General features: G+C 65.1%; 16 protein-coding genes. 11 read left to right on the top strand and 5 right to left on the bottom strand.

The annotated features are described in order from the left end of the window. Positions 1-311 precede the first annotated feature (311 nt). Complete coding sequence (locus tag NITMOv2_RS13125; RefSeq protein WP_083447997.1) at positions 312-2591, top strand: amylo-alpha-1,6-glucosidase; 2280 nt, start codon at positions 312-314, stop codon at positions 2589-2591. A 3-nt stretch (positions 2592-2594) separates the two neighbouring features. Further along, on the top strand, positions 2595-2849 hold the full coding sequence (locus NITMOv2_RS13120; protein ID WP_053380302.1) for a SemiSWEET family sugar transporter: 255 nt from the start codon (positions 2595-2597) through the stop codon (positions 2847-2849). Positions 2850-2902: 53 nt separating this feature from the next. On the opposite strand, the gene NITMOv2_RS13115 is transcribed toward NITMOv2_RS13120, so the two are convergent. From NITMOv2_RS13115 to NITMOv2_RS13105, 3 genes are all read right to left on the bottom strand, one after another. After that, positions 2903-5779 (bottom strand): molybdopterin oxidoreductase family protein, encoded by a 2877-nt coding sequence (locus NITMOv2_RS13115; protein WP_053380301.1) that lies wholly within the window; start codon positions 5777-5779, stop codon positions 2903-2905. A 92-nt stretch (positions 5780-5871) separates the two neighbouring features. Further along, entirely contained in the window at positions 5872-6267 is a 396-nt protein-coding gene (locus tag NITMOv2_RS13110; RefSeq protein WP_187299202.1) for an HPP family protein, read from the bottom strand. Between the two features lie 324 nt (positions 6268-6591). Beyond that, positions 6592-7392, bottom strand: a complete 801-nt coding sequence (locus tag NITMOv2_RS13105) for a potassium channel family protein (protein WP_053380299.1) — start codon at positions 7390-7392, stop codon at positions 6592-6594. 463 nt (positions 7393-7855) lie between these two features. Between NITMOv2_RS13105 and NITMOv2_RS13100 the strand changes: the two genes are divergently transcribed. Further along, on the top strand, positions 7856-9013 hold the full coding sequence (locus NITMOv2_RS13100) for an alpha/beta hydrolase (RefSeq protein WP_083447996.1): 1158 nt from the start codon (positions 7856-7858) through the stop codon (positions 9011-9013). A gap of 34 nt (positions 9014-9047) precedes the next feature. On the opposite strand, the gene NITMOv2_RS13095 is transcribed toward NITMOv2_RS13100, so the two are convergent. After that, the gene (locus tag NITMOv2_RS13095) at positions 9048-10283 is read right to left on the bottom strand and encodes a zinc-dependent alcohol dehydrogenase (protein WP_053380298.1); all 1236 of its coding nucleotides are present in this window, start codon (positions 10281-10283) and stop codon (positions 9048-9050) included. A gap of 338 nt (positions 10284-10621) precedes the next feature. Between NITMOv2_RS13095 and NITMOv2_RS13090 the strand changes: the two genes are divergently transcribed. After that, on the top strand, positions 10622-12142 hold the full coding sequence (locus tag NITMOv2_RS13090) for a RecQ family ATP-dependent DNA helicase (protein ID WP_053380297.1): 1521 nt from the start codon (positions 10622-10624) through the stop codon (positions 12140-12142). Positions 12143-12149: 7 nt separating this feature from the next. On the opposite strand, the gene NITMOv2_RS24690 is transcribed toward NITMOv2_RS13090, so the two are convergent. Next, a complete protein-coding gene (locus tag NITMOv2_RS24690) occupies positions 12150-12284 on the bottom strand; it encodes a hypothetical protein (protein ID WP_274519465.1) in 135 nt (44 codons plus the stop codon). Here NITMOv2_RS24690 and NITMOv2_RS13085 point away from each other — a divergent pair. From NITMOv2_RS13085 to NITMOv2_RS13055, 7 genes are all read left to right on the top strand, one after another. Beyond that, on the top strand, positions 12283-13461 hold the full coding sequence (locus NITMOv2_RS13085; protein WP_053380296.1) for a hypothetical protein: 1179 nt from the start codon (positions 12283-12285) through the stop codon (positions 13459-13461). The two genes, NITMOv2_RS24690 and NITMOv2_RS13085, sit on opposite strands and share 2 nt — an antisense overlap. A gap of 147 nt (positions 13462-13608) precedes the next feature. Next, a complete protein-coding gene (locus NITMOv2_RS13080; protein ID WP_145976319.1) occupies positions 13609-14334 on the top strand; it encodes a ferritin-like domain-containing protein in 726 nt (241 codons plus the stop codon). A 26-nt stretch (positions 14335-14360) separates the two neighbouring features. Next, complete coding sequence (locus NITMOv2_RS13075; protein WP_053380294.1) at positions 14361-16196, top strand: glycoside hydrolase family 2 protein; 1836 nt, start codon at positions 14361-14363, stop codon at positions 16194-16196. After that, positions 16193-17338 carry a galactose-1-phosphate uridylyltransferase gene (gene galT, locus NITMOv2_RS13070; RefSeq protein WP_202967219.1) on the top strand — a complete coding sequence of 382 codons (1146 nt, stop codon included), beginning with the start codon at positions 16193-16195 and terminating at the stop codon, positions 17336-17338. The genes NITMOv2_RS13075 and galT overlap by 4 nt, the downstream gene beginning before the upstream one ends. A gap of 217 nt (positions 17339-17555) precedes the next feature. Further along, complete coding sequence (gene galK, locus NITMOv2_RS13065; protein WP_053380293.1) at positions 17556-18698, top strand: galactokinase; 1143 nt, start codon at positions 17556-17558, stop codon at positions 18696-18698. Between the two features lie 209 nt (positions 18699-18907). Beyond that, positions 18908-19453, top strand: a complete 546-nt coding sequence (locus NITMOv2_RS13060) for an MEDS domain-containing protein (protein ID WP_053380292.1) — start codon at positions 18908-18910, stop codon at positions 19451-19453. A gap of 23 nt (positions 19454-19476) precedes the next feature. Further along, positions 19477-20058 carry an MEDS domain-containing protein gene (locus NITMOv2_RS13055; RefSeq protein ID WP_053380291.1) on the top strand — a complete coding sequence of 194 codons (582 nt, stop codon included), beginning with the start codon at positions 19477-19479 and terminating at the stop codon, positions 20056-20058. The last annotated feature ends 22 nt before the right edge of the window (positions 20059-20080 follow it).

Here is a 20080-nt window from a genome sequence, read left to right as displayed (position 1 = left end):
ATCGTGGATGCATCCTGTCCCTGCAAACGGACAAACTGTCCCGCCTTCCTGATCGACCTCTTTCAAGAGGCCCCCTTCGACAGGCTCAGGGCGAACGAGTGGTTCGACTGGCTCGCCACAGCAGTTTGAATGCTCACCACAGGCCCTTGACCGGGGTACATTTCGATCGTGCGACGGCTCGGCAAGCGGTACGAATCTCGCACAGGGCGATCGATGGTTGTTTGCAAGAGACCGGCCAGTACGGGGAAGCACTCGCTCAGCTTCTGAGAGGATGACCGACCTCGGACCATTCGACAAAGGCGGTGAGGCCGATGATTCCGCGACGTACATTTCTGCGCTGGTCTATGGCGTGGCCGTTTGCGCTTCCCGCGGCCCCGGCCGCGCTGGTGCAGGCGGCCGACCGAAGCGACCGGCGGGACGAGACACTGACGAAAGGGCGTCCCACGGACGTCGAAAGCCTGGCGGACGCGGTCGTCGTCAAGAACGAGAACGTGTTCTTCGTCGCGCAGCGGGACGGCAACGTGCCGCTGCAGAACGAGCACGGTCTGGGGCTCTACTATCACGACTGCCGCTATGTGAACGGCTATGAGCTCACGCTGGCCGGGCAGCAGCCGGCCCACCTCTCGGCGTCGGCCGCGCAAGGGGCCGTCGGAATCTTCACCCTGACGAACCCCCGCATCGAGCGGCCCGACGGGGCCATCGTCGACAAGGAGGAGATCGGCATCACCTGGCGGCGCCTCGTCGACAGCGAGATCCCGGCGCTGCGCGACCGTCTGGTCTTCCGGAACTTCACGCTCCGCGCGATCGAGTTCTCGATCACGCTGACGATCCGGTCGGCCTTCGAGGACCTCTTCGCCGTGCGGGGCCTGCTTCCCAAGCGATTCGGCACGCTGCATCCGCCTTCCTGGGAAGGCGAGCGGTTGAGGCTGTCCTATGACGGCAAGGACGGTGTCGTTCGCGCGCTGACGGTCCACTACATGCAGACCCCCGAGCGCCGCCACGGGACGACCGCGGAATTTCTGGTGCGCATGGGTCCCCGGGGCCGGCACCAGCTGGATCTCGCGCTCGTGATCGAAGAGTCGCAAGACGGCCTTGCCCGCCGGCGGAAACCCGATCCGGCGGATCTGGCGGCGCTGGAAGCCGATCTTGAGCGGGAAACGCAGGCCTGGATGCGGGACGTCACCGACGTGTCGAGCAACGGATCGTCCCTGGATCAGCTGATGGAGCGATCGTTCCGCGGTTTGCGCGTCCTGCGCAGCCATTTGAAAGACGAGACCTATTTTGCGGCGGGCGTGCCGTGGTTCGTCACCCTCTTCGGCCGCGACAGCCTGATCACCGCCTGGCAAATGCTGGCGTACCATCCGGGCGTCGCCGAGCAGACGCTTCGATTGCTGGCGCAATATCAAGGCACGCAAGACGATCCCTGGCGCGACGAGCAGCCCGGGAAGATTCTCCACGAGCTGCGTGTCGGCGAAATGGCCAACATCGGCGTGATTCCCCATACTCCGTTCTACGGCACAGTCGACGCCACGCCTCTCTTCCTGATGCTGATCGCGGAGCACGCGGCCTGGACCGGGTCGCTGCGCCTGTTCGACGCCTTGCGGACGCACGTCGAACGGGCTCTGGCTTGGATGGATCGGTACGGCGACCGACACGGCGAGGGGTACCTTGCGTATGTGAGCCGCGCGAAAGAGCGGCTCATCAACAAGGGATGGAAGGATTCGGGCGATGCCATCGTCAACGCCGACGGAAGCCTGGCGCAGCCGCCGATCGCCCTCGTCGAAGTGCAGGGGTATGCCTATGCGGCCAAACTGGGCATCGCGGGATTGTTGGAGCGGGACGGGGATCCGGAACGGGCCGAACGCGTGAGACGCGAAGCGCGCCGATTGCGGGAGCGGTTCAACCGGGACTTTTGGATGGAGGATCGGGGCTGTTACGCCCTCGCGCTGCAGGCGGACGGGCGGCCCGCCGCCGTCATCTCGTCCAACCCCGGACAGGCGCTGTGGACCGGGATCGCGGACACCGACAAAGCGGAGCGGACGATCGGGCGGCTCATGGCCGAGGACATGTTCAGCGGATGGGGCGTGCGCACGTTGTCGTCCGAAGAACGCGCCTACAATCCGATCGGCTACCATCTCGGCACGGTCTGGCCGCACGACAACTCCATCATCGCGGCGGGCTGCCGCCGCTACGGACGGGACGGCGACGCCCTGCGCATTTTCCACGGCCTGTTCGACGCCGCCTTCCATTTCCGCACGCACCAGCTGCCGGAAGTCTTTTGCGGCTTCGGCCGGGCGGAGTATGAAATTCCGATCAACTATCCCGTCGCCTGCCATCCGCAGGCCTGGGCCTCCGGCGCGATGCCGTTCCTTTTGACGACCCTGCTCGGCTTGGCGCCGGACGGCTTCGGCAAACGGCTCCGCATCGTCCGGCCGCTCTTGCCCGATTTTCTCGACCGCCTCGAGCTGCGCAAGCTGCGCGTCGGGCAGGCGGCCGTGGATCTCCATTTCCAGCGGGGGGCGCAAGGCGTCCACGTCGATGTGGTCAAGCTCGACGGCGAGCTGGACGTGCAGGTGGAGAAGGGGAGTTGAGGTATGAACATGACCACCGCATTGGGTCTCGTGGCCGGCACGTTGACGACCGTCGCGTTCCTGCCGCAGGTCGTCCGCACTTGGAAGACGAAGTCGGCGAAAGACTTGTCGCTGCCGATGCTGGCGTCGTTCACGACCGGCGTCGCCTGTTGGTTTTTCTACGGTCTCTGGATCGACTCGTTGCCGATCATGCTCACCAACGGCATCACCTTCGTGTTGGCGGCAACCAACCTGATCCTCAAGCTGAAATACGGCTGAGCCGGCGGCCGGCACTCATCACTCGTCACTGGTCAACCGCCGTCGGTCGCTGGTTACGACACCACCAACGTCTGCGGCGACGCTTGGTCGATGCGGGTCCGCAGCCAGGCCAATTGCCGATCGGTCTGATTCAGGTGCCGCTCGCACGTCTCTACGAGGGCCTGATCGTGCAGCGCCTTGGCCGCTTGCTTGACCGCCTCGTAGTCGAGGTGAACTTCGTTCGCCGCCAGCCACAAATCATGCAGATCGCGCAGTAGCCCGAGTCCCCCGCTCCGCGGTCCCTCGAATAAGCTCTTGACGGACCCCTCGGGGTCCTTGCTCCGGTCCTTGTGATAGGCCGCGATGAACGGCTTCAGGCCTTCGGCCTGTTCCTGGCTCCACGACGCCATGAGCCTGCAGGTGGCGTGGATATCCGGCTCGGCCATGTGTTGCTGCGCCACCTGTTTGAACGCCTCGACCAGGTGGCGCTCGCCCTGGAACGCCATCCCGAGGAACACGTTGACCGGCCGCTCGTCGTCCGCCGTCGAAACGGCTTTGGCGATCTTGCCGGGCATATCCATGAGCTCCGTCGCCGTGTTCTTGAGCTTGCCCGTGACCGATTCCGCGACCTGCGCGACTTTCTCGACGATGGGGGCGCCCGAGACCTTCTTGGCTCTTGCGGCCGAGAACTTGAAGTAGGGCTGCTTGCTCACCGGGTCCCATTCGGTGAGCGTGAGCTCGTTCGCCGCGCGCGCCCGATCCGGGTCGTCCCAATAGCCGTAGTGAAAGGGAATGAACAGATGGCCGGGCAGGATGTCGCCGAGCTTCGCGCGGGCCGTCACGTGGCCGCGCCGCGACGCCACTTCGACCCAGTCGCCGTCCCGGACCCCGAGCCGAGCCGCATCATCTTCGTGCATCTGGATGAAGGCGTCCGGCGCCGCCTCGTTCAGTTCCCTGGAGCGGCCCGTCTTCGTTCGCGTGTGCCAGTGATAGACGATGCGGCCGGTCGTGACCCGGAAGGGATAGTCCTCGTCCGGCTCCTCGTGCGGCGGCTGATACTCGACGGCATGGAGGAACGCCTTCCCCTGCGGATCGCGCGCGCGATATTTCTCCGGCGTATTGACGGCGCCCGTGGTCAAATCATGGCCGTATGTCTCGCAGTAGTCCGCCTGCGTATTGAACCGATGATCGTTGTAGAGACGGGGCGTGCCGTTCGGCGCCTGCTCGGTGCAGGGCCATTGAATGCCCGCCGAGCCGCGGAGCTTCGCGTAGCTCATGCCGCTGTAGTCACAAGGCCGGCCTTTCGAGCAGAGCTTCCAGGCTTCGAAACAGTCTTCCGGCGTGGCCCACTTCACCAGCGGCGCCCCGTCCTTGTCGCTGAAGTTCATACGGCGCGCATAGTCCACGAAAATATCGAAGTCCGATGTGGCCTGACCGGGCGGCTCGATCGCCTTCTCCGAAAGATGCACCGTCCGGTCCACGTTCGTGTAGCAGCCGGTTTTCTCGCCCCAGAGCGCCGCCGGCAGCACCACGTCGGCGTGTTCGGTCGTCTCGGTGCGGAAGGCGTCCTGCACGACGACGAAGAGGCTGCGCAGGTTCAGGATGCGCCGGATGCGGGCCAGCTCGGGCAGCGACACGGCGGGATTGGTCCCGCTGATCCAGAGCATCTTGACGGTGCCCTCTTCGGCGTAGCGGAAGATCTGCATGGCATGCGTCGGCGGCGCGTAGGTCGGCAGCTTGGCGCGCTCGACGTTCCAGATGCGGGCCATCTCCTGCATATGGTCTTCGTTCTCCCAATTGCGGAAGGCGGGGAAATCGCCGTCGGCGCCGCACTCGCGGGTGTTCTCCGCCGTCGGCTGGCCGTTCATTTGAAGCACCGTGCAGCCGGGCTTGCCGATCATGCCGCGCAGCAACTGGATGTTGTTGATCTGCACCGCCGCGGCCGTCGCCTGCATCGATTGATAGACGCCCTGCAGCACGGTGGACATGAGCCGCGGCGTCCGGCCGATGATCTCCGCGGCCTTCATCAACTCCCGTTGCGGCACGCCGGTGACCCGCTCTACGCGATCGGACGTCCAGGTCGAGACCAGGTGCGCCAGCTTCTCGAATCCCACGGTGTGGGTCTCGATGAAGGAGCGGTCGATCCAGCCGTGCTTGATCAGCAGATGCTGGAGCCCGTTGAGCAGCGCCACGTTGGTGCCGAGGCGCAGCGCCAAATGGACGTCGGCTTCCTTGGCGGTGTCCGTCCGTCGCGGATCGATGACGACGAGCTTGGGTGGATTCGGTCCGGCGCGCCGGTCCAAGATGCGCATCCACATGACGGTCTGTTGCGAGGCGACATTGTGCCCGACGAGCATGAGCGCATCGGCCAGGTCCACATCTTCGTATGACCCGGGCTGGCCGTCGGTGCCGAAGGATTCTTTCAGCGAAAAATCCGCCGTGGCGGTACACAGCCTGGTGTTGCCGTCCATGTGCGGCGTGCCGATCCCGGCTTTGCCGATGATGCCGAGCGTGTAATATTCCTCCAAATACAATTGCCCGCTGGTGTAAAAGGCGATGGAGTTGCCCGTGTGCCGGTCGATCAATTCTTTGGAGCGGCGCACGATCAGGTCCATCGCCTCATCCCAGCTCGCCGGTTGCAACTCGCCTTTGCGGCGGATCAACGGCGTCGTGAGGCGATCGGCGGAATGGTTGGCCGCCCAGCCGTGCAGACCTTTGGGGCCCAGCCGGCCGTGGTTGGTCCGGTCGGATTCACGGCCGCGTACGCCGACGATGCGGCCGTCCTTCACGCCGATGTCGATGCCGCAGCCGTAGGAGCAGAGGAGGCAGGCCGACGGCACCCACCGGTCCGGTTGCGCCACCGTCCGTTCATCGACCCGCACGGGCCACTGATCGCGATAAGGCGTGCGGGGACCCCAGACATCGGCAATGCTGTCGCGCGTCTCTTTCATCGTCGCCTCCGTGGTGTCGGCCAGGGGAATGCATAGTCGGTTGATGGATGACGGAATAGTGCAAGCCTGGTGCCGATGCTCTCATGGCCCCGTCACGCCGTGGCTCTCAGTCGCCTGAGCGGTTCACCGAGAAGCGCGATCAGCAGCACGCCGATGACGACGGTGCTCGCGCTCTGCAGAGAGACGGGAAGGCCGCCGAGCGTGATCAGCAAGACAGTCGCCGCGGCCGGCGGATGGGAGGCGCCGAGCCACAACTCGACGGCGACGGCGACGATCAAAGCGAGCCCGGACGCCAGTACACGGGCGCCGGCTAGCTCATGCGTGGTGAAAACGGACGGCGTCTCACCGGCGCCGAGGACGGTGACCGCCGAGAAGGTCGCGCACAGACCGATCAGATGACCGGCGATGACGTTATAGGCGCGGGCGGACTCTTGCGACGGCGAATGCGCCAGCAAGTAGGCCGTCGGCCCGAGACTAGCGAGAGCCACGGCCGGCCGACCAGCCATCCGAGGCCGCCGACGGCGAGGATCAACCCCCCGACCACCGCCGGAATCCAGAGCGGATCGGGAACTGCCGAGGCCCACGCTGTGCCGCGACGAGCGTCTGCGGCGGGGCTTGTTTGGATCTGGTCTCCAGCCATGCGATCTGGCGATGGGGTTGATCGTTGTTGTGGCCGCATGTCTGGATGAGATCCCGAGAGGCTACACGGCTTGGTTGAGCAGCCGAAGGAGATTCTGCTGTCGTCGCAGTGGGGCAAGTGACATGCCGTTGCTCGAAGCTGAAAGTTTCGGTCGAGAAAGACCTCACACCCATCACCCAGGGCCCGGAGTCCGATTCATTCCGGTCAGACTGGCTCGCAACTGAGCCAGTTCTCCACGGAGCTTGCGCAGTTCATCCTCGGTTTCAGCGTGCCGTCCGGCGTCAGATCCGATGAGAAAAGACGCGATCGTGGCCGTCACGTACCCGAACACGGCGAACGCGTACAGCGCCAGCAGCACGGCCAGGACACGTCCCTCCGGCGTCTTGGGCCAATAATCGGACCCCATCGTGGTCAGCATCATACTGGTCCACCACAGCGCCGCGCTGAAGTCGGGGAGGCCGCCGCCCTCGCGTTCGAAGGTGTAGATCCCCGCCGAACCAAGCAGGAGGACAGCCAGCGTGAGCAGGAACACGTAACGGAATCCGCCGTGTCCGGCTATCCGCCGCAAGGCGAACATGGCACGGTTAACGCTGCCGACCATGCGGGCAAGGCGCAGTCCGCGCGCCACGCGGAAGGCCGACACGGCGGCCGGCAGGCGAAAAATCCTCAAAGCCGGGATGATCAGCGACACCGCCGTGAGCCCATTACGCTTCAGATAGTCTGATTTGCGGGGCGCGAGGGCGAAGCGGAGGGCGAAGTCGAAGACAAACAGCGCCCATAGTCCGCCGGCCAGCCATTGCAGCAGGCGGTTGGGCGGGCCGACGAGATCGAGAATGACGAGGGCCAGCCAAAGAACCCCCAGCCATTGCATCGGCCGCTCCAGCCAGTCTTCCAATTCGCTCAACGCGCGGAGTCGTTCTTTGACGATCCGATAAGGGGACGCCGGCGCTGGTTCTTTCACAGGGGGTGTCATGACTCAACCTCATCGCTAAGGGTGCGCGGTGCATGCTGTTGTGCCATCATAATGTCTTCCTCATCTCTGCCACGCCAGGGGCTTGCCTAGTGGAACCTCGCATGCTTCCGGCCAAAGATGGCTCATGTCTCATGCTCACGCGCGCCTGTCTTCGACGCTAGTTTCGCGTAGTGAACCGCCGCCGCATCACTGCGGAATCCCTTGCCTGCATGCGGTCCGTCGTGGGAACGGTCGGACGCGTCTTCTCTAGGGCGGTTTCCCCTCGGCGCCAGTGGTGAATCCAGGCAACGAGGCTGCCGGATATTCCTTACAGTGAAGGCTCATGGAAGAATCGATCGCCAGCGCGAGTGGAAAATGGCCGAACAATTGCGGAAGGTCCTCTCACGGCGGGTGTCAGCCGCCGACGCACATGGCCCAAGAAGACCGCCTGAGGATTGCGCCGCTACGCACGAAAGGAACGCGTATGACGAACACAATATGCGGGATAGCCGGCGCCGTGGTCGCGGTCCTGACCCTGGCCGCGTGCCAATCCTCGACGGAAACCTACGGCGGCCGGGAACGGACGGCCGTCGAGCCTCCCCAAGAGCACACCAAGCAAGCGGTGGCCGCCACCAAGGAGCGGGCCGATCCCGAGATGGCGGCGGTGCTCCGGGAATATCAGGAGCTGGATCCCAAGCCGCTGACGTCGCTCTCGGCGGAAGAGGCGCGCCGGCAGCCGACGGTCGCGCAGGCGGTGAAAGAAGTGTTGAAGGAGCAGGACAAGAGCACCGATCCGCAGCCGATCGCCCGCATCGAAAACCGGACGATCCCCGGCCCCGGCGGGCCGATCCCGGTTCGCATCTATACGCCGAGCGGCTACGGGCCATTTCCCGTCATCGTCTACTACCACGGCGGCGGGTGGGTGATCGCGACGGTCGACACCTATGACGCCTCGGCCCGGGCGCTGGCCAACGCGACCAACGCCATCGTCATGTCCGTCGAGTACCGCAAGGCGCCGGAGCATCGCTTCCCCGCCGCCCACGAGGACGCCTACGCCGCGTACAAATGGGCCCTGCGCAATGCGCAGGAGATCGACGGCGATCCCCGGCTCGTGGCCGTGGCGGGAGAGAGCGCCGGCGGCAATTTGGCCGCGGGCGTCTCACTGATGGCCCGCCAGCGCCGCCTGCCGCTCCCGGTGCATCAGGTGCTGATTTATCCCGTCACCGGGTACGACTTCTCCACTCCGTCGTACGAAGAAAACGCCGATGCCAGGCCGCTCAACAAAGCCATGATGCAGTGGTTCTTCGAGAAGTATCTGCAGAGCCCGTCCGACGCCGGCGATCCGCGCATTTCGCTGGTGGAGGCCGATCCGGCCGGCCTGCCGCCGACCACGGTGATTACCGCCGGGATCGATCCGCTGCGTTCGGACGGCCGGCGGTATGCGGAGCGGCTGCGGCGAGCCGGCGTGCCGGTGACGTACCGGAACTTCGAAGGCGTCACGCACGAATTTTTCGGCATGGGAGCCGTCGTGCCCGATGCCCGGCAAGCCGTGCAACTGGCGGCGAAGGACCTCAATCAGAGCTTCGATGAAGTGGAACAGCCTCTGCGTTCCTCGTCGGCTTCGGGGTACCGGCGGGAATAGAGAGTGTCGGGCAGACCGGCACCGGCAGCGGTAGCTAAGCCGCCCGGGGTTCCGCCGAAGCCCCCGGCTTCAGCTCGACTTTGATCCATCCCGGCTGCCGGCGGTCGAACGCCTTGTACGCGTCGACGGCCGACGTCAACGGCTCGACCTGCGTGAGCACGTCCGCCGGGTCGATGCTCCCGCTTCGGACGAGCTCCACCAGGATGGGGATATACCGGCGGTGATGGCAGTTGCCCATGTTGATGGAGAGGTTCTTGTTCATCGCCGTCCCCAGCGGGAAGAAGCGGTCGGTCTCGGGATAGACTCCGATGACCGAGAGGGTGCCGGCCTTGGCCAGCGCCTTCACGGCCCAGCTGATCGCCTGGGACGGCGCGTCGCCCGGGTGCCAGTTGTCGCCTTTGGGATTCGTGTCGGAGGTGATCTGCTGGACTTCCTGCTGGAACTGTTGCGCCTGCCGGCGCGCCTGTTCGGCCGCCGGGCCCCGTTCCGCGCTCATCGCATCCACCCCCACCGCATCGACGGCGCGGTCCACGCCGATGCCGCCCGTCAATCGTGTGACGGCCTCGACCGGATCCTCCGCGTTGAAGTCGATCACTTCGGCGCCCTGCGCCCGCGCCATGTCCAGGCGGGACGGAATGCAGTCCACCGCGAAGATGCGCCCGGCGTCCAAAAGTTTGGCGCTCGCGATCGTAAACAACCCGACGGGTCCGCATCCGAAGACGGCCACGGTGTCGCCCGGCTCGATTTCGGCGATGTCCGCGCCAAAGTAGCCGGTCGGGAAAATGTCCGAGAGCATGATCGCACGGTCGTCGTCGATCGCGTCCGGCAGCTTGACCAATCCCACGTTGGCGAAAGGGATGCGCGCGTAGTCGGCCTGGAGGCCCTGCACGGGTCCCGATGACGCCGGCCCGCCGAAAAAGCAGGTGCCGGCCCGCGGGCCGTTCGGGTTCGCATGATCGCACTGCGCATAGTAGCCGGCCCGGCAGTAGGAGCAGGAGCCGCAGGCGATGGTCGAGGGAATCACGCAGCGGTCGCCCGGTTGGAGATTGCGCACGTCGTGCCCCACTTCTTCGACGACCCCGACGGCTTCGTGGCCGAGGATGGTGCCCGGTTTCATCCCCGGCAGCGTCCCGCGGATCATGTGCAGGTCCGTGCCGCAGATGGCGCTCGCAGTGATCCGCACCACCGCATCGGTGGGGCCTTGGATCCGCGGTTCAGGAACGTCGTCAAGGCGAATATCGCCGATGCCGTGAAACACCACCGCTTTCATATGTTCCTCCAGTGCAATTGCATGAGAAGGTGTGGAGCAGAATCCGTGCCTTGCGATGAGGCGTGAAGACTATAGACCAACCGCCGAAAGACCATCGGTTCTACCAGTTCGCACCGGTCGCCCCATGCGCGTATCGTTCGACACGGGCGTGGATGTTCACGTATCCGCGCGGTTTGTCTCCGACTGGACAGACTGTCGGGGCCGGAGCACTCCTTGCGGCGACTCCGAAGGGCGCCGAGCGGGAATTTCGCGGGCTCGGCGCCGCGGTTCGGTGGCGGCAGTCTTGCACCACCTCATCCGCGCCCACGCCGTGAAGTGTCGTCATCTGGTCGTCTCGCATGAATCAAGCGCTCCCCTGGACTCCTGAGAACGTGCGCAAGGCCAAACGGCGCCTCGGCGTGACGGCCTACCGGCCCGGCCAGGAAGCGTTGATCGACGCCGTCATGCAGGGGCGGGATGCGCTCGGGATTCTACCTACCGGCGGCGGCAAGTCGCTCTGCTACCAGCTCCCCGCGTTGTTCTTGCCGCATGCCGTGGTGGTGGTGTCGCCGTTGATTTCATTGATGAAGGATCAGCAGGACAAGCTCGAAGGCCGCGCGATCCCGGTCGCCAAGCTGGACAGCACGCTCTCGGCTCGGGACGAACGGAACACGGTGGACGATATCTGGGAAGGCGAGCCGGAGTTGATCTACGTGACGCCGGAACGGTTGGAACAGGAGGACTCGCTCGCGATGCTCCGCCGGACGGGGGTGTCGCTGATGGTGGTGGACGAGGCCCACTGTGTCTCGCAATGGGGACACGATTTCCGTCCGGCCTATCTGGCGATCCGGCGCGCGGTGCGGGAGATCGGCCGGCCGCCGGTCCTGGCCCTGACCGCCACGGCCACGCCCGCCGTCGCCGCCGACATCCTCCGGCAATTGGACATTCCCGATGCCGTGGTCGTCAACGTCGGGAGCTATCGCGAGAATCTGATGTATGAGGTTCGCCGGACGGTCAACGAAGCGGAGAAGGACGAGCGTCTGATGGAACTGCTGCGCGGCGGTCCCCGCGACGGGCCCGGCCTCGTCTACGTCGCGACGATCCGCGAGGCGGTCGCGTTGTTCGGCCGGCTCAAGCAGGCCGGCGTGGCCGCCGGACTGTATCACGGAAAACTGAGCGCGAAGGACCGGCACCGGACGCAACAGGCGTTCATGGAGGATCGGTATCGGCTGGTGGTTGCGACGAAAGCCTTCGGGCTCGGCATCGACAAGCCGAACCTCCGGATGGTGGTTCATTATTCCCTGCCCGATTCGCCGGAGAGCTACGTGCAGGAGACGGGGCGGGCCGGGCGCGACGGCAAGCCGGCTTGGGCCGTGCTGCTCTACCGCCTGGAAGACCGGCGGGTGCAAGCGTATTTTCTCGGCGGCAAGTATCCGCGGCGGGAGGATTCCGCCGCCGCCTATCGCGCGTTGCTGCGCGCCGGCGAGACCGAAGGAAAGCCCGCCGGCATGAGCCTCAAGGAATTGACGGCGGCGACGGGGCTGCCGCAGAACAAAGTGAAAGTCATCGCCGCGCTGCTGGAATCCAGCGGCCTCATCGAACGGGGGCGGCGTCTGAAGCCGGTGCGGCGCTTCGCCGATGACGAGGAGTTCGTCCGGTACTTGACCGAGTATGAGGGGCGCTATCAGTCGGACCGCGACCGGCTGGATGCGATGATGAAATACGGGCAGACCACCGAATGCCGTGTGCGGTTTCTCACCCGGTATTTCGGCCACGAGTTGCCGGAGGATTGCGGGCGCTGCGACAACTGCCGTACCGGCGCCGCGCATCGGACGGTGGATGTGCGGGAGTTGCAAACGGGCACGGCGATAGCCGTCTAACGTCGGTCTATCTGGTGCCGTGGTCTGTCTGGTCTATCTGGTCCAAAGACGAGACAGACAAACAGACCAAATAGACGAGATAGACGAAACAGACCAGATAGACGAGATAGACCAGACAGACCAACCACTGAGGAGGCTCCATGGCCGTCAATCTGTTAAGCGACAAAGGCACGCCGATCGATCAGCAGAAATTCACGTGGAAGGATCTGGTGCAAAAGCCGATCAGCAAGATGAACGTCGACGCCTTCACGCGCGTCCGCATCATCCTGATGAACGGCATCGAGTCCGAATCCATCCGCTTCGGGCATTCCTGCGCCAGGATGAACAAAGAGCTGCAAGCCTCGTTGGCCAAGATCCGGCGGAAAGAGCAGCACCAGCAGACGATGGTCAACTGGCTGCTGCCGGCCGACCAATCGCCGCTGGAAACCACCATCGGCTACGAGCAGGTGGCGATCGAAGTCACGGCCTCGCTGGCGCGTGTGGAACCGGACCCCTACATCGCGCAGGTCCTCCGCTTCGGCCTCCTGGAGGACTTCGACCACCTGTACCGGTACTCGGCGCTGCTCGACCGGTTGCAAGGGATCGACGCGAACACGATCACGCAGGGGTACACCGACATCGTGCCGGGCCGGCCGACGGCGGACGAACATCGGGATCCCCTGGACGATCTGCGGGAGCATTACGACAAGAAACGTGCGCAGCCGCTCACGAAGTTCCACGCCTATACCATCATGGCCGGCGAGCATCAGACCCACGATTACTACATGCACTACGGGCCCTGGTTCGCGGACCCGCTGGCCCGGCAGCTCTATGCGGAGATCGCGTCGATCGAAGAGCAGCACGTCACGCAGTACGAGTCGATCATCGATCCGACGGAAAGCTGGATCGAGAAGTGGCTTTTGCACGAAGCGAACGAAGTCTACAACTACTACAGCTGCGTGACGCAGGAAGAGCATCCGCACGTCAAGGCGATCTGGGAACGGTTCCTGGACTACGAGCTGGGTCATCTTCAATACGCGATGGAGGTCTGCAAGCAGATCGAGCGGCGCGATCCGGCGGAGATCCTTCCCGAAACGTTGCCGGAGCCGATCGCGTACAAGAGCAACCGGGAGTACGTCCGGCAAGTGCTGCGCGATGAGCTGAACCTGCGCGCCGACGGGACGCGCTTCGTCGACAAGAGCCAGGAGCCGGACCGCTCGCTTCAGTACCGGCTGCAGCTGAACCAGGACGGCTCGCCCACGCAAACCGTCGCGGCCGGATGGAGCTGGGCCCCGGGCGGCGAACTGACGACTCGGCGAGGATTGAAAGAAGCGGCGTAACCAGAAAAGGTCTATCTCGTCTGTTCCGTCTATCTTGTCTATCTCGTCCGATGACGAGACAGACAGACCAGATAGACGAGATAGACCAAATAGACCAGATAGACCAGACAGACCAGACGACCTCACTCAAGAGAGGAGGAGACGGCAATGGACAGTCCACAATCCATGGGCATGAATAAGACCGGCATCGACATGGCGCCGGAGGGCGCCGAAGCCATGGCGGAGGCGACGCGCGAGTTTCTGCCGAGCTCGCCGGGCAGCGAGCAGACGCTCGCCGAGTACCGGACATCCTATCTGTCGGCGGCCGACCCGATCGGCACGGTACCGGTGCCGGGCACCCTGAAGGGGGCGGCGAAGGCGGGGATGCAAAAACTCATGGGGCGGCACGCGGAGGTGCTCATCGACAAGCTCGGCGGCCGGCTGGCCTTCGAGCGGACCGGAACCCGCCTCTATGACGCGCTGATCGGCAAGTTCATGATCCGGAAAGACGAAGCCACGATGCTGTCGATCGACCAGCTGCAACAGTTCCGCGCCGAAGAGGCCGCGCACCTCGGTCTCTGCTGGGACGCGCTACGCCAACTGGGCGCCGACCCGACCTGCGTGACGCCGATGGCGGATACCAATGCCGTCGCCTCCATCGGACTGTTCCAGATCATCAGTGATCCCCGGATGACGATCGCGCAGAGCCTCCATGCGATCCATGTGGCCGAGTTGGCCGACAACGACGGGTGGGTGCTGCTGATCAAGGTCGCCAAGGAGCTGGGTCAGGACGACATGGCGGCCCGGTTCCGTCAGGCGCTCGAGGAGGAAGACCGGCATCTCGCCGCCTTGCGGCAGTGGATGGAGCAGATGTGCGTGAGCGAAGCGACATGAAGAGAGTGATGGGTGATGAGTGACGTGTGACGCGGGAAGAGGATTGCGAAGAAGGGCGAATCGGGTATCCTCGGCCGGAGCTCCGCCGAACGGACTGGCTGTGCCTCAACGGCGAATGGGACTTTTCCATCGACCCGTACGGCGTATGGGAGCACCCCTCGGAGGTCGTGTGGCGGCGGACGATCGCCGTGCCGTTCGCACCGGAAACCCCGGCGAGCGGGATCGAGGAGCAAGGCTTTTTCCGGGCCTGCTGGTACCGCCGCTCGATCGCGCCTCCGAAGCTGCGTCCGGGCGAACGGTGGATGTTGCATTTCGGCGCGGTGGACTATCTGGCCACCGTGTGGCTCGGGGGACGGTGCCTCGGCTCGCATGAAGGCGGCTATACGCCGTTTTCCTTCGACGTGACCGACCTGCTGCAGGGACCGGGGCGGGGGACCGAGTCGCGCGATCTCGTGGTGCGCGCCGTCGATCTGCCGGACGACCTGCAGCAGCCGCGCGGCAAGCAGGACTGGCAGCGCGAGCCGCATCTGATCTGGTATCCCCGGACCACCGGCATCTGGCAGACGGTGTGGTTGGAGCGGCTCCCGGCGACGTACATCGCCGACGTCCGGTACACCCCCAATCTGAGCCGCTGGGAAATCGGCCTCTATGTGGGCACGGCGGGCCGGGAGGCCGAGGGAGCCAAGATCCGCGCCACCTTGAAGGTCGGCGGCCGGCTGCTCGCCGAGGACGTGTACAGCGTGTCCATCGGGGAGGTGCACCGGCGCATCGCCCTCTCCGATCCCGGCATCGACGACTCCCGCAATCAATTGCTGTGGAGCCCCGGCTCGCCCACCTTGATCGACGTGCGGCTGGAGTTGTTGAGCAAGCACGGCGACGTGATCGATACCGTCGACAGTTATGCGGCTCTGCGCGAGGTGGCGATCCAGGGCGACCGCGTCACGTTGAACGGGCGGGCGGTGCAGCTGCGGATGGTGCTCGACCAGGGCTATTGGCCGGACACCGGCATGACGCCGCCCGACGACGCGGCGCTCAGGCGCGACGTGGAGTTGGCCAAGCTGATGGGATTCAACGGCGTCCGCAAACACCAGAAGATCGAAGACCCGCGCTATCTCTATTGGGCCGATCGGCTCGGCCTCTTGGTGTGGGAGGAGATGCCCAGCGCCTATCGCTTTACGAGAAAGTCGGTCGAACGGGTGAAGCTTCAATGGGAAGAGATCCTCCGCCGCGATTACAACCATCCCTGCATCATGGCTTGGGTGCCCTTCAACGAATCGTGGGGGGTGCCGAACCTGCCGGACAACGAGCCCGAACGGCACTATGTGCAGGCGCTCTACCATTTGACCAAAACGCTCGATCCGACCAGACCGGTCGTCGGCAACGACGGCTGGGAAAGCGTCGCGACCGATATCATCGGCATTCACGACTATGACGACGATCCGCACCGCATGGCGCGGCGCTACGAAACCACCGACATGCGGGTGCGACTCTTTCAGCACGAGCGGCCGGGCGGCCGCATCCTGCTGCTCCAGGGCGGATCGCCGCACGCCGACCATCCCATCGTCCTGTCGGAGTTCGGCGGCATCGCGATTCAGGGCGACGAGCGGACCTGGGGCTATTCCCGGAGCGAGACGGCGGACGATCTCGAGCGGCGCTATGTCGACTTGCTGCACGTCGTGCACGACCTCCAGTTGCTCGCGGGCTTTTGCTACACGCAGTTCGCCGACACCTATCAGGAGGCGAACGGGCTGCTGTACGCGGACCGCCGGCCGAAGTTTCCGATCGAGCGGATCGCGGAAGCGACGCGCGGGCGCCAGTGGCGCGCGGCGCAGGAGCTGACGCCCGGAGGGCCGGCGGCATGAGAATGCGGAGCGCGGAGCGCATGCTCCACAAGGAAGTCCGGACGAAGGCCGACGGGCGGCGGCTCATCCTCTACGGCCGCGAGCCCGTCACGGCGGACGGGGCGCCGAGCCCGTCGCCGGACCGCATCGACAGCGCCGCCCACTTCCGCTGGCATCCGTTCCGGGGCGAGTGGGTGGCCTACGCCGCCCACCGCCAGCATCGGACGTTTCTGCCGCCGCCCGATTACAATCCTCTGGCGCCGACGGCCGATCCCGCCCAACCGACCGAAGTGCCCGCGGGGAATTACGACGTGGCGGTGTTCGAGAATCGCTTCCCGACGATGCACCCGGAGGCGTCCGAGGCGCCGGCGTCCCTCACCCCGACACGGCCCGCGCTCGGCGTGTGTGAAGTCGTCGTCTACACGCAGGACCCCTCGACTTCGCTCGGGGCCCTGCCCGTCGACCATATCGACGTGGTGCTCGAGGCGTTGGCCGATCGCTACCGGGAATTGGGCGGCCGTCCGGACATCGCCTATGTGATGCCGTTCGAAAATCGCGGTGTCGAAGTCGGCGTCACACTCCACCATCCGCACGGCCAGCTCTACGCGTTTCCGTTCATCCCTCCCGTGGCGGCGGTCGAGCTCGGGCGGCAGGCCGACTATTACCGCGATCACGGCGCCGGCCTGCTGCAGGCCCACATCGACGCCGAGCTGCGCGATGGACGCCGGATGCTCTTCGCCGGCAACGAGGCGGTGGGCTTCGTCCCGTCGTTCGCCCGCTATGCGTACGAAGCCTGGATCGCGCCGCGCCGCGCGGCGCCGTCGCTGGCGGCGCTCGCCGCCGGCGAGCGCCGGGACGTCGCCCGGGCGCTCAAAACCGTCTTGCTGAAGTACGACGGGCTGTGGAACAAGCCGATGCCCTACGTGATGGTCTTCCATCAGGCGCCGACCGACGGGAAGGCTCATCCGGAAGCCCACCTCCACATTGAATGCTATCCAGCCTATCGCATGCCCGGCCGGCTCAAGTATCTGGCCGGGAGCGAATTGGGCGCCGGGGTCTTTACCTCCGACACCTTACCGGAAGCCAAAGCGGCGGACCTGCAGGCGGTGCAGGTGGATCTTGGAGAAGGGGTGTCGGGGGTAGAGGGGGTAGGGACGGGGTAGAGGGGGTAAGGGGGTAGCGGGGTAGGTTCGACAACCACATAAACCAAACAAACCAGATAGACCAGACAAACGAGACAGGGATAGGGAAGGGGTAGAGGGGTAGGGGGTAGCGGGGTAGGTTCGACAACCAGATAAACCAAACAAACCAGATAGACCAGACAAACGAGACAGACGAGATAGACCAGACAGACCAAATAGACCAACACACGAGACAACCATGAGCCACCACGCCACCACCGCACATGACATCGCAGCGTATCCCGATTTCACGCAGCTGTTTCACCGTCTGCCCGACGCATTGGCCTATGCGCCGGGGCGGGTCAATCTGATGGGGGACCATACCGATTACAACGGCGGCTACGTGCTGCCGATGCCGTTACCACAGGAGACTCACGTGGAAGTGGCTCTGCGGCAGGACCGGACGGTGCGCGTATGGAGCGGCAACGTCGAGCCGGCGCAGGCCCATCGCGACTATCGGCTCGGCGAGGAGCGGCGGAGGCAGGACTGGGTCGATTACGTCCAGGCGGCCACGGCGGCCTTGGCGCGCGGGACGCACGCGCTGTCCGGCATGGACGTACGCGTGGTCTCCTCGGTACCGCCGGGGGCCGGCCTGGCGTCGAGCGCCGCGTTGCTCGTGGCCCTGCTGCACGCCATGCGCAATGCACTGCGTCTCGATGTGTCGGACGCGGACGTCGCGCGGCTCGCGCATCTCGCCGAAACCGAATTCGTCGGTGCGCCGGTCGGCATCATGGACCAGATGGTCTGCGCGCTGGGGCGGCCCGGCTCCGCGTTCTTTCTCGATACGGCGACGCTCGCGTACGAGCACGTGCCGCTGCCTCCCTCGGCGGAATGGATCGTCATCCATTCGGGCGTCCGGCACAGCCACCAGACCGGATCCTATCCAGAGCGCCGGCGGGAGTGTGAAGCCGCCTGCGCGCTGTTGGGACTCCGTTCCATGCGGGATTTGGAAGGCGCGGGGCGGCAGGAGGTGTTGTCGCGCATCGCCGAGCTGCCGCCGCCCCTGGACGCCCGCGCGCGCCACGTCGTGACGGAGAACGACCGCGTGTTGGCGGGCGTCGAACTGTTGCAGGACGGCAACATGCGCGGATTCGGCGCCCTGATGAAGGCCTCGCACGAGTCCCTGCGTCATGATTACGCGGTGTCCGTTCCGGAGACGGATCTGCTGGTCGAGTTGGCCGATGCGGAGGAGGCGGTGTACGGCGCCCGGCTCACCGGCGGCGGCTTCGGCGGGTCCGTCGTCATTGCCGCCCAGGCGGGAGCCGGCCGGCAGGTCGCCGGCCGCATCGCCGAACGATACCGAGGACATTGCGGGCGGGAGGCCGCCGTGCTGCTGCCGTAGGGGAAGGGGGAGCGGGGTAACCGGATAAGACGCGAGGTAACGGGACAAGGGGGTAACGTGGTAAGGGTCTGGAGAGAAGACGGTCATGCGCCGGCGTGGCATGACTGGGAAATGCCCTAGTTTTAGTCCAGCGCCATTTACGGAGCGGAACCCGTCGAGTAGACTGCTCCCTTACCCAGATGCCTACACAGTTGAGTGAGGACATTTCGATGAACGCCCTGACGGCCCCGGCGATGCGCAGACATGGTGTGTACTTCTATCAGCACAGCGATTTCTTGACCAAGCGAGTCCACGACTTCGTCCTCGAGGGGGTGGCGCTCGGCGAAACGGTCGTCGTGGTCGCGACGGAAGAGCACCGCAAGGCTCTGCGCCGGGCCCTGGTACAGGGCTCCGCCATCCAAAAGACGGCTTACCTCGACATGGACGCGGAGGAGTATCTCTCCGGCTTTTGTGCCGGCGGCGTCTTGGACAAAGACCGCTATCTCGCGGTGGTGACGCCGTTCCTCACGCAGGTCCAAGAATCGGGACGCCCGATTCGGCTGTACGGGGAAGGTGTTACGGTGCTCTGGAATCGGGGTTTTCGGCAAGCGGCGCTCGAATTAGAGCAGTGGTGGAATGAGCTGATCCGGCAGTATCGGTTCTCCACGGTGTTGTGCGGGTATGGCGTTGAGGCCCAGACGGCGGAAGAATTGGTGGACGTCCTAGCCATGCACAGCCACGTCTGCCTCGGCGAGGCGATCGAGCGGACCGGATAACGCGAGGAAAGGAAGGCAAGCCAATGCCGTACTGTGGTCTTGACCGTGCCGGAGAAATTGGGTGGGGCTCGCATCGGTGCCTGTTTTATCGGTTCCCCGCTCAGCTTGCCCAGGTGACGGCGGCGTATGTGCATGCCGGACTGCAGGCGCGCGAACTCTGCGTCTGGGTCACTACGGCGCCGGTGACGCCGGCGTCGGCCCAGGAAGCCCTGGCGCGCCTGGGATGCGATGCAGCCCGCTATGTGCGGAGCGGCCAACTCCAACTGGTGCCGCACGAGGCGTGGTACTTGGAGAACGGCCGGTTCGACAAGGCGCGCATGCTCGCGAAGTGGGAAGTCCCCATGCGCAGAGCCGAATCGGAAGGTTATGCCGGCTTGCGGATTACTGGCGATCCGGCGTGGCTGAATTCGGAAGAGGAGCGCCGCGCTTTCATGGAGTATGAACGGGACGCGACCGACCTGCTGGCGCGGAGCCGCGTCGTCGCCCTGTGCACCTATGCCGCGTCCCGCTGTTCACCGACCGATATGTTCGACATCATGGCGGCTCATCCCTCCGCGCTGGTCCCCTCCGCCGCAGGCTGGAAGACCGTCACAACCGGGGTCTAGGGCGGCATTCGTGTTCTTCTGG

This window comes from Nitrospira moscoviensis, from assembly GCF_001273775.1.
Classification (GTDB): Bacteria; Nitrospirota; Nitrospiria; order Nitrospirales; family Nitrospiraceae; genus Nitrospira_D; species Nitrospira_D moscoviensis.
The sequence above is the reverse complement of the archived record's forward strand: the minus strand, read 5'-3'. Positions and strand labels throughout refer to the sequence as shown.

What these genes read in the sequence shown, in the direction of transcription:
- NITMOv2_RS13090 (WP_053380297.1), top strand. Translation starts at nt 10,622, where the DNA reads ATGAATCAAGCGCTCCCCTGGACTCCTGAGAACGTGCGCAAGGCCAAA.
- NITMOv2_RS13055 (WP_053380291.1), top strand. Translation starts at nt 19,477, where the DNA reads ATGCCGTACTGTGGTCTTGACCGTGCCGGAGAAATTGGGTGGGGCTCG.
- NITMOv2_RS13100 (WP_083447996.1), top strand. Translation starts at nt 7,856, where the DNA reads ATGACGAACACAATATGCGGGATAGCCGGCGCCGTGGTCGCGGTCCTG.
- NITMOv2_RS13095 (WP_053380298.1), bottom strand. Translation starts at nt 10,283, where the DNA reads ATGAAAGCGGTGGTGTTTCACGGCATCGGCGATATTCGCCTTGACGAC.
- NITMOv2_RS13125 (WP_083447997.1), top strand. Translation starts at nt 312, where the DNA reads ATGATTCCGCGACGTACATTTCTGCGCTGGTCTATGGCGTGGCCGTTT.
- NITMOv2_RS13085 (WP_053380296.1), top strand. Translation starts at nt 12,283, where the DNA reads ATGGCCGTCAATCTGTTAAGCGACAAAGGCACGCCGATCGATCAGCAG.
- NITMOv2_RS13105 (WP_053380299.1), bottom strand. Translation starts at nt 7,392, where the DNA reads ATGACACCCCCTGTGAAAGAACCAGCGCCGGCGTCCCCTTATCGGATC.
- NITMOv2_RS13120 (WP_053380302.1), top strand. Translation starts at nt 2,595, where the DNA reads ATGAACATGACCACCGCATTGGGTCTCGTGGCCGGCACGTTGACGACC.
- NITMOv2_RS24690 (WP_274519465.1), bottom strand. Translation starts at nt 12,284, where the DNA reads ATGGAGCCTCCTCAGTGGTTGGTCTGTCTGGTCTATCTCGTCTATCTG.
- galT (WP_202967219.1), top strand. Translation starts at nt 16,193, where the DNA reads ATGAGAATGCGGAGCGCGGAGCGCATGCTCCACAAGGAAGTCCGGACG.
- galK (WP_053380293.1), top strand. Translation starts at nt 17,556, where the DNA reads ATGAGCCACCACGCCACCACCGCACATGACATCGCAGCGTATCCCGAT.
- NITMOv2_RS13060 (WP_053380292.1), top strand. Translation starts at nt 18,908, where the DNA reads ATGAACGCCCTGACGGCCCCGGCGATGCGCAGACATGGTGTGTACTTC.
- NITMOv2_RS13115 (WP_053380301.1), bottom strand. Translation starts at nt 5,779, where the DNA reads ATGAAAGAGACGCGCGACAGCATTGCCGATGTCTGGGGTCCCCGCACG.
- NITMOv2_RS13080 (WP_145976319.1), top strand. Translation starts at nt 13,609, where the DNA reads ATGGACAGTCCACAATCCATGGGCATGAATAAGACCGGCATCGACATG.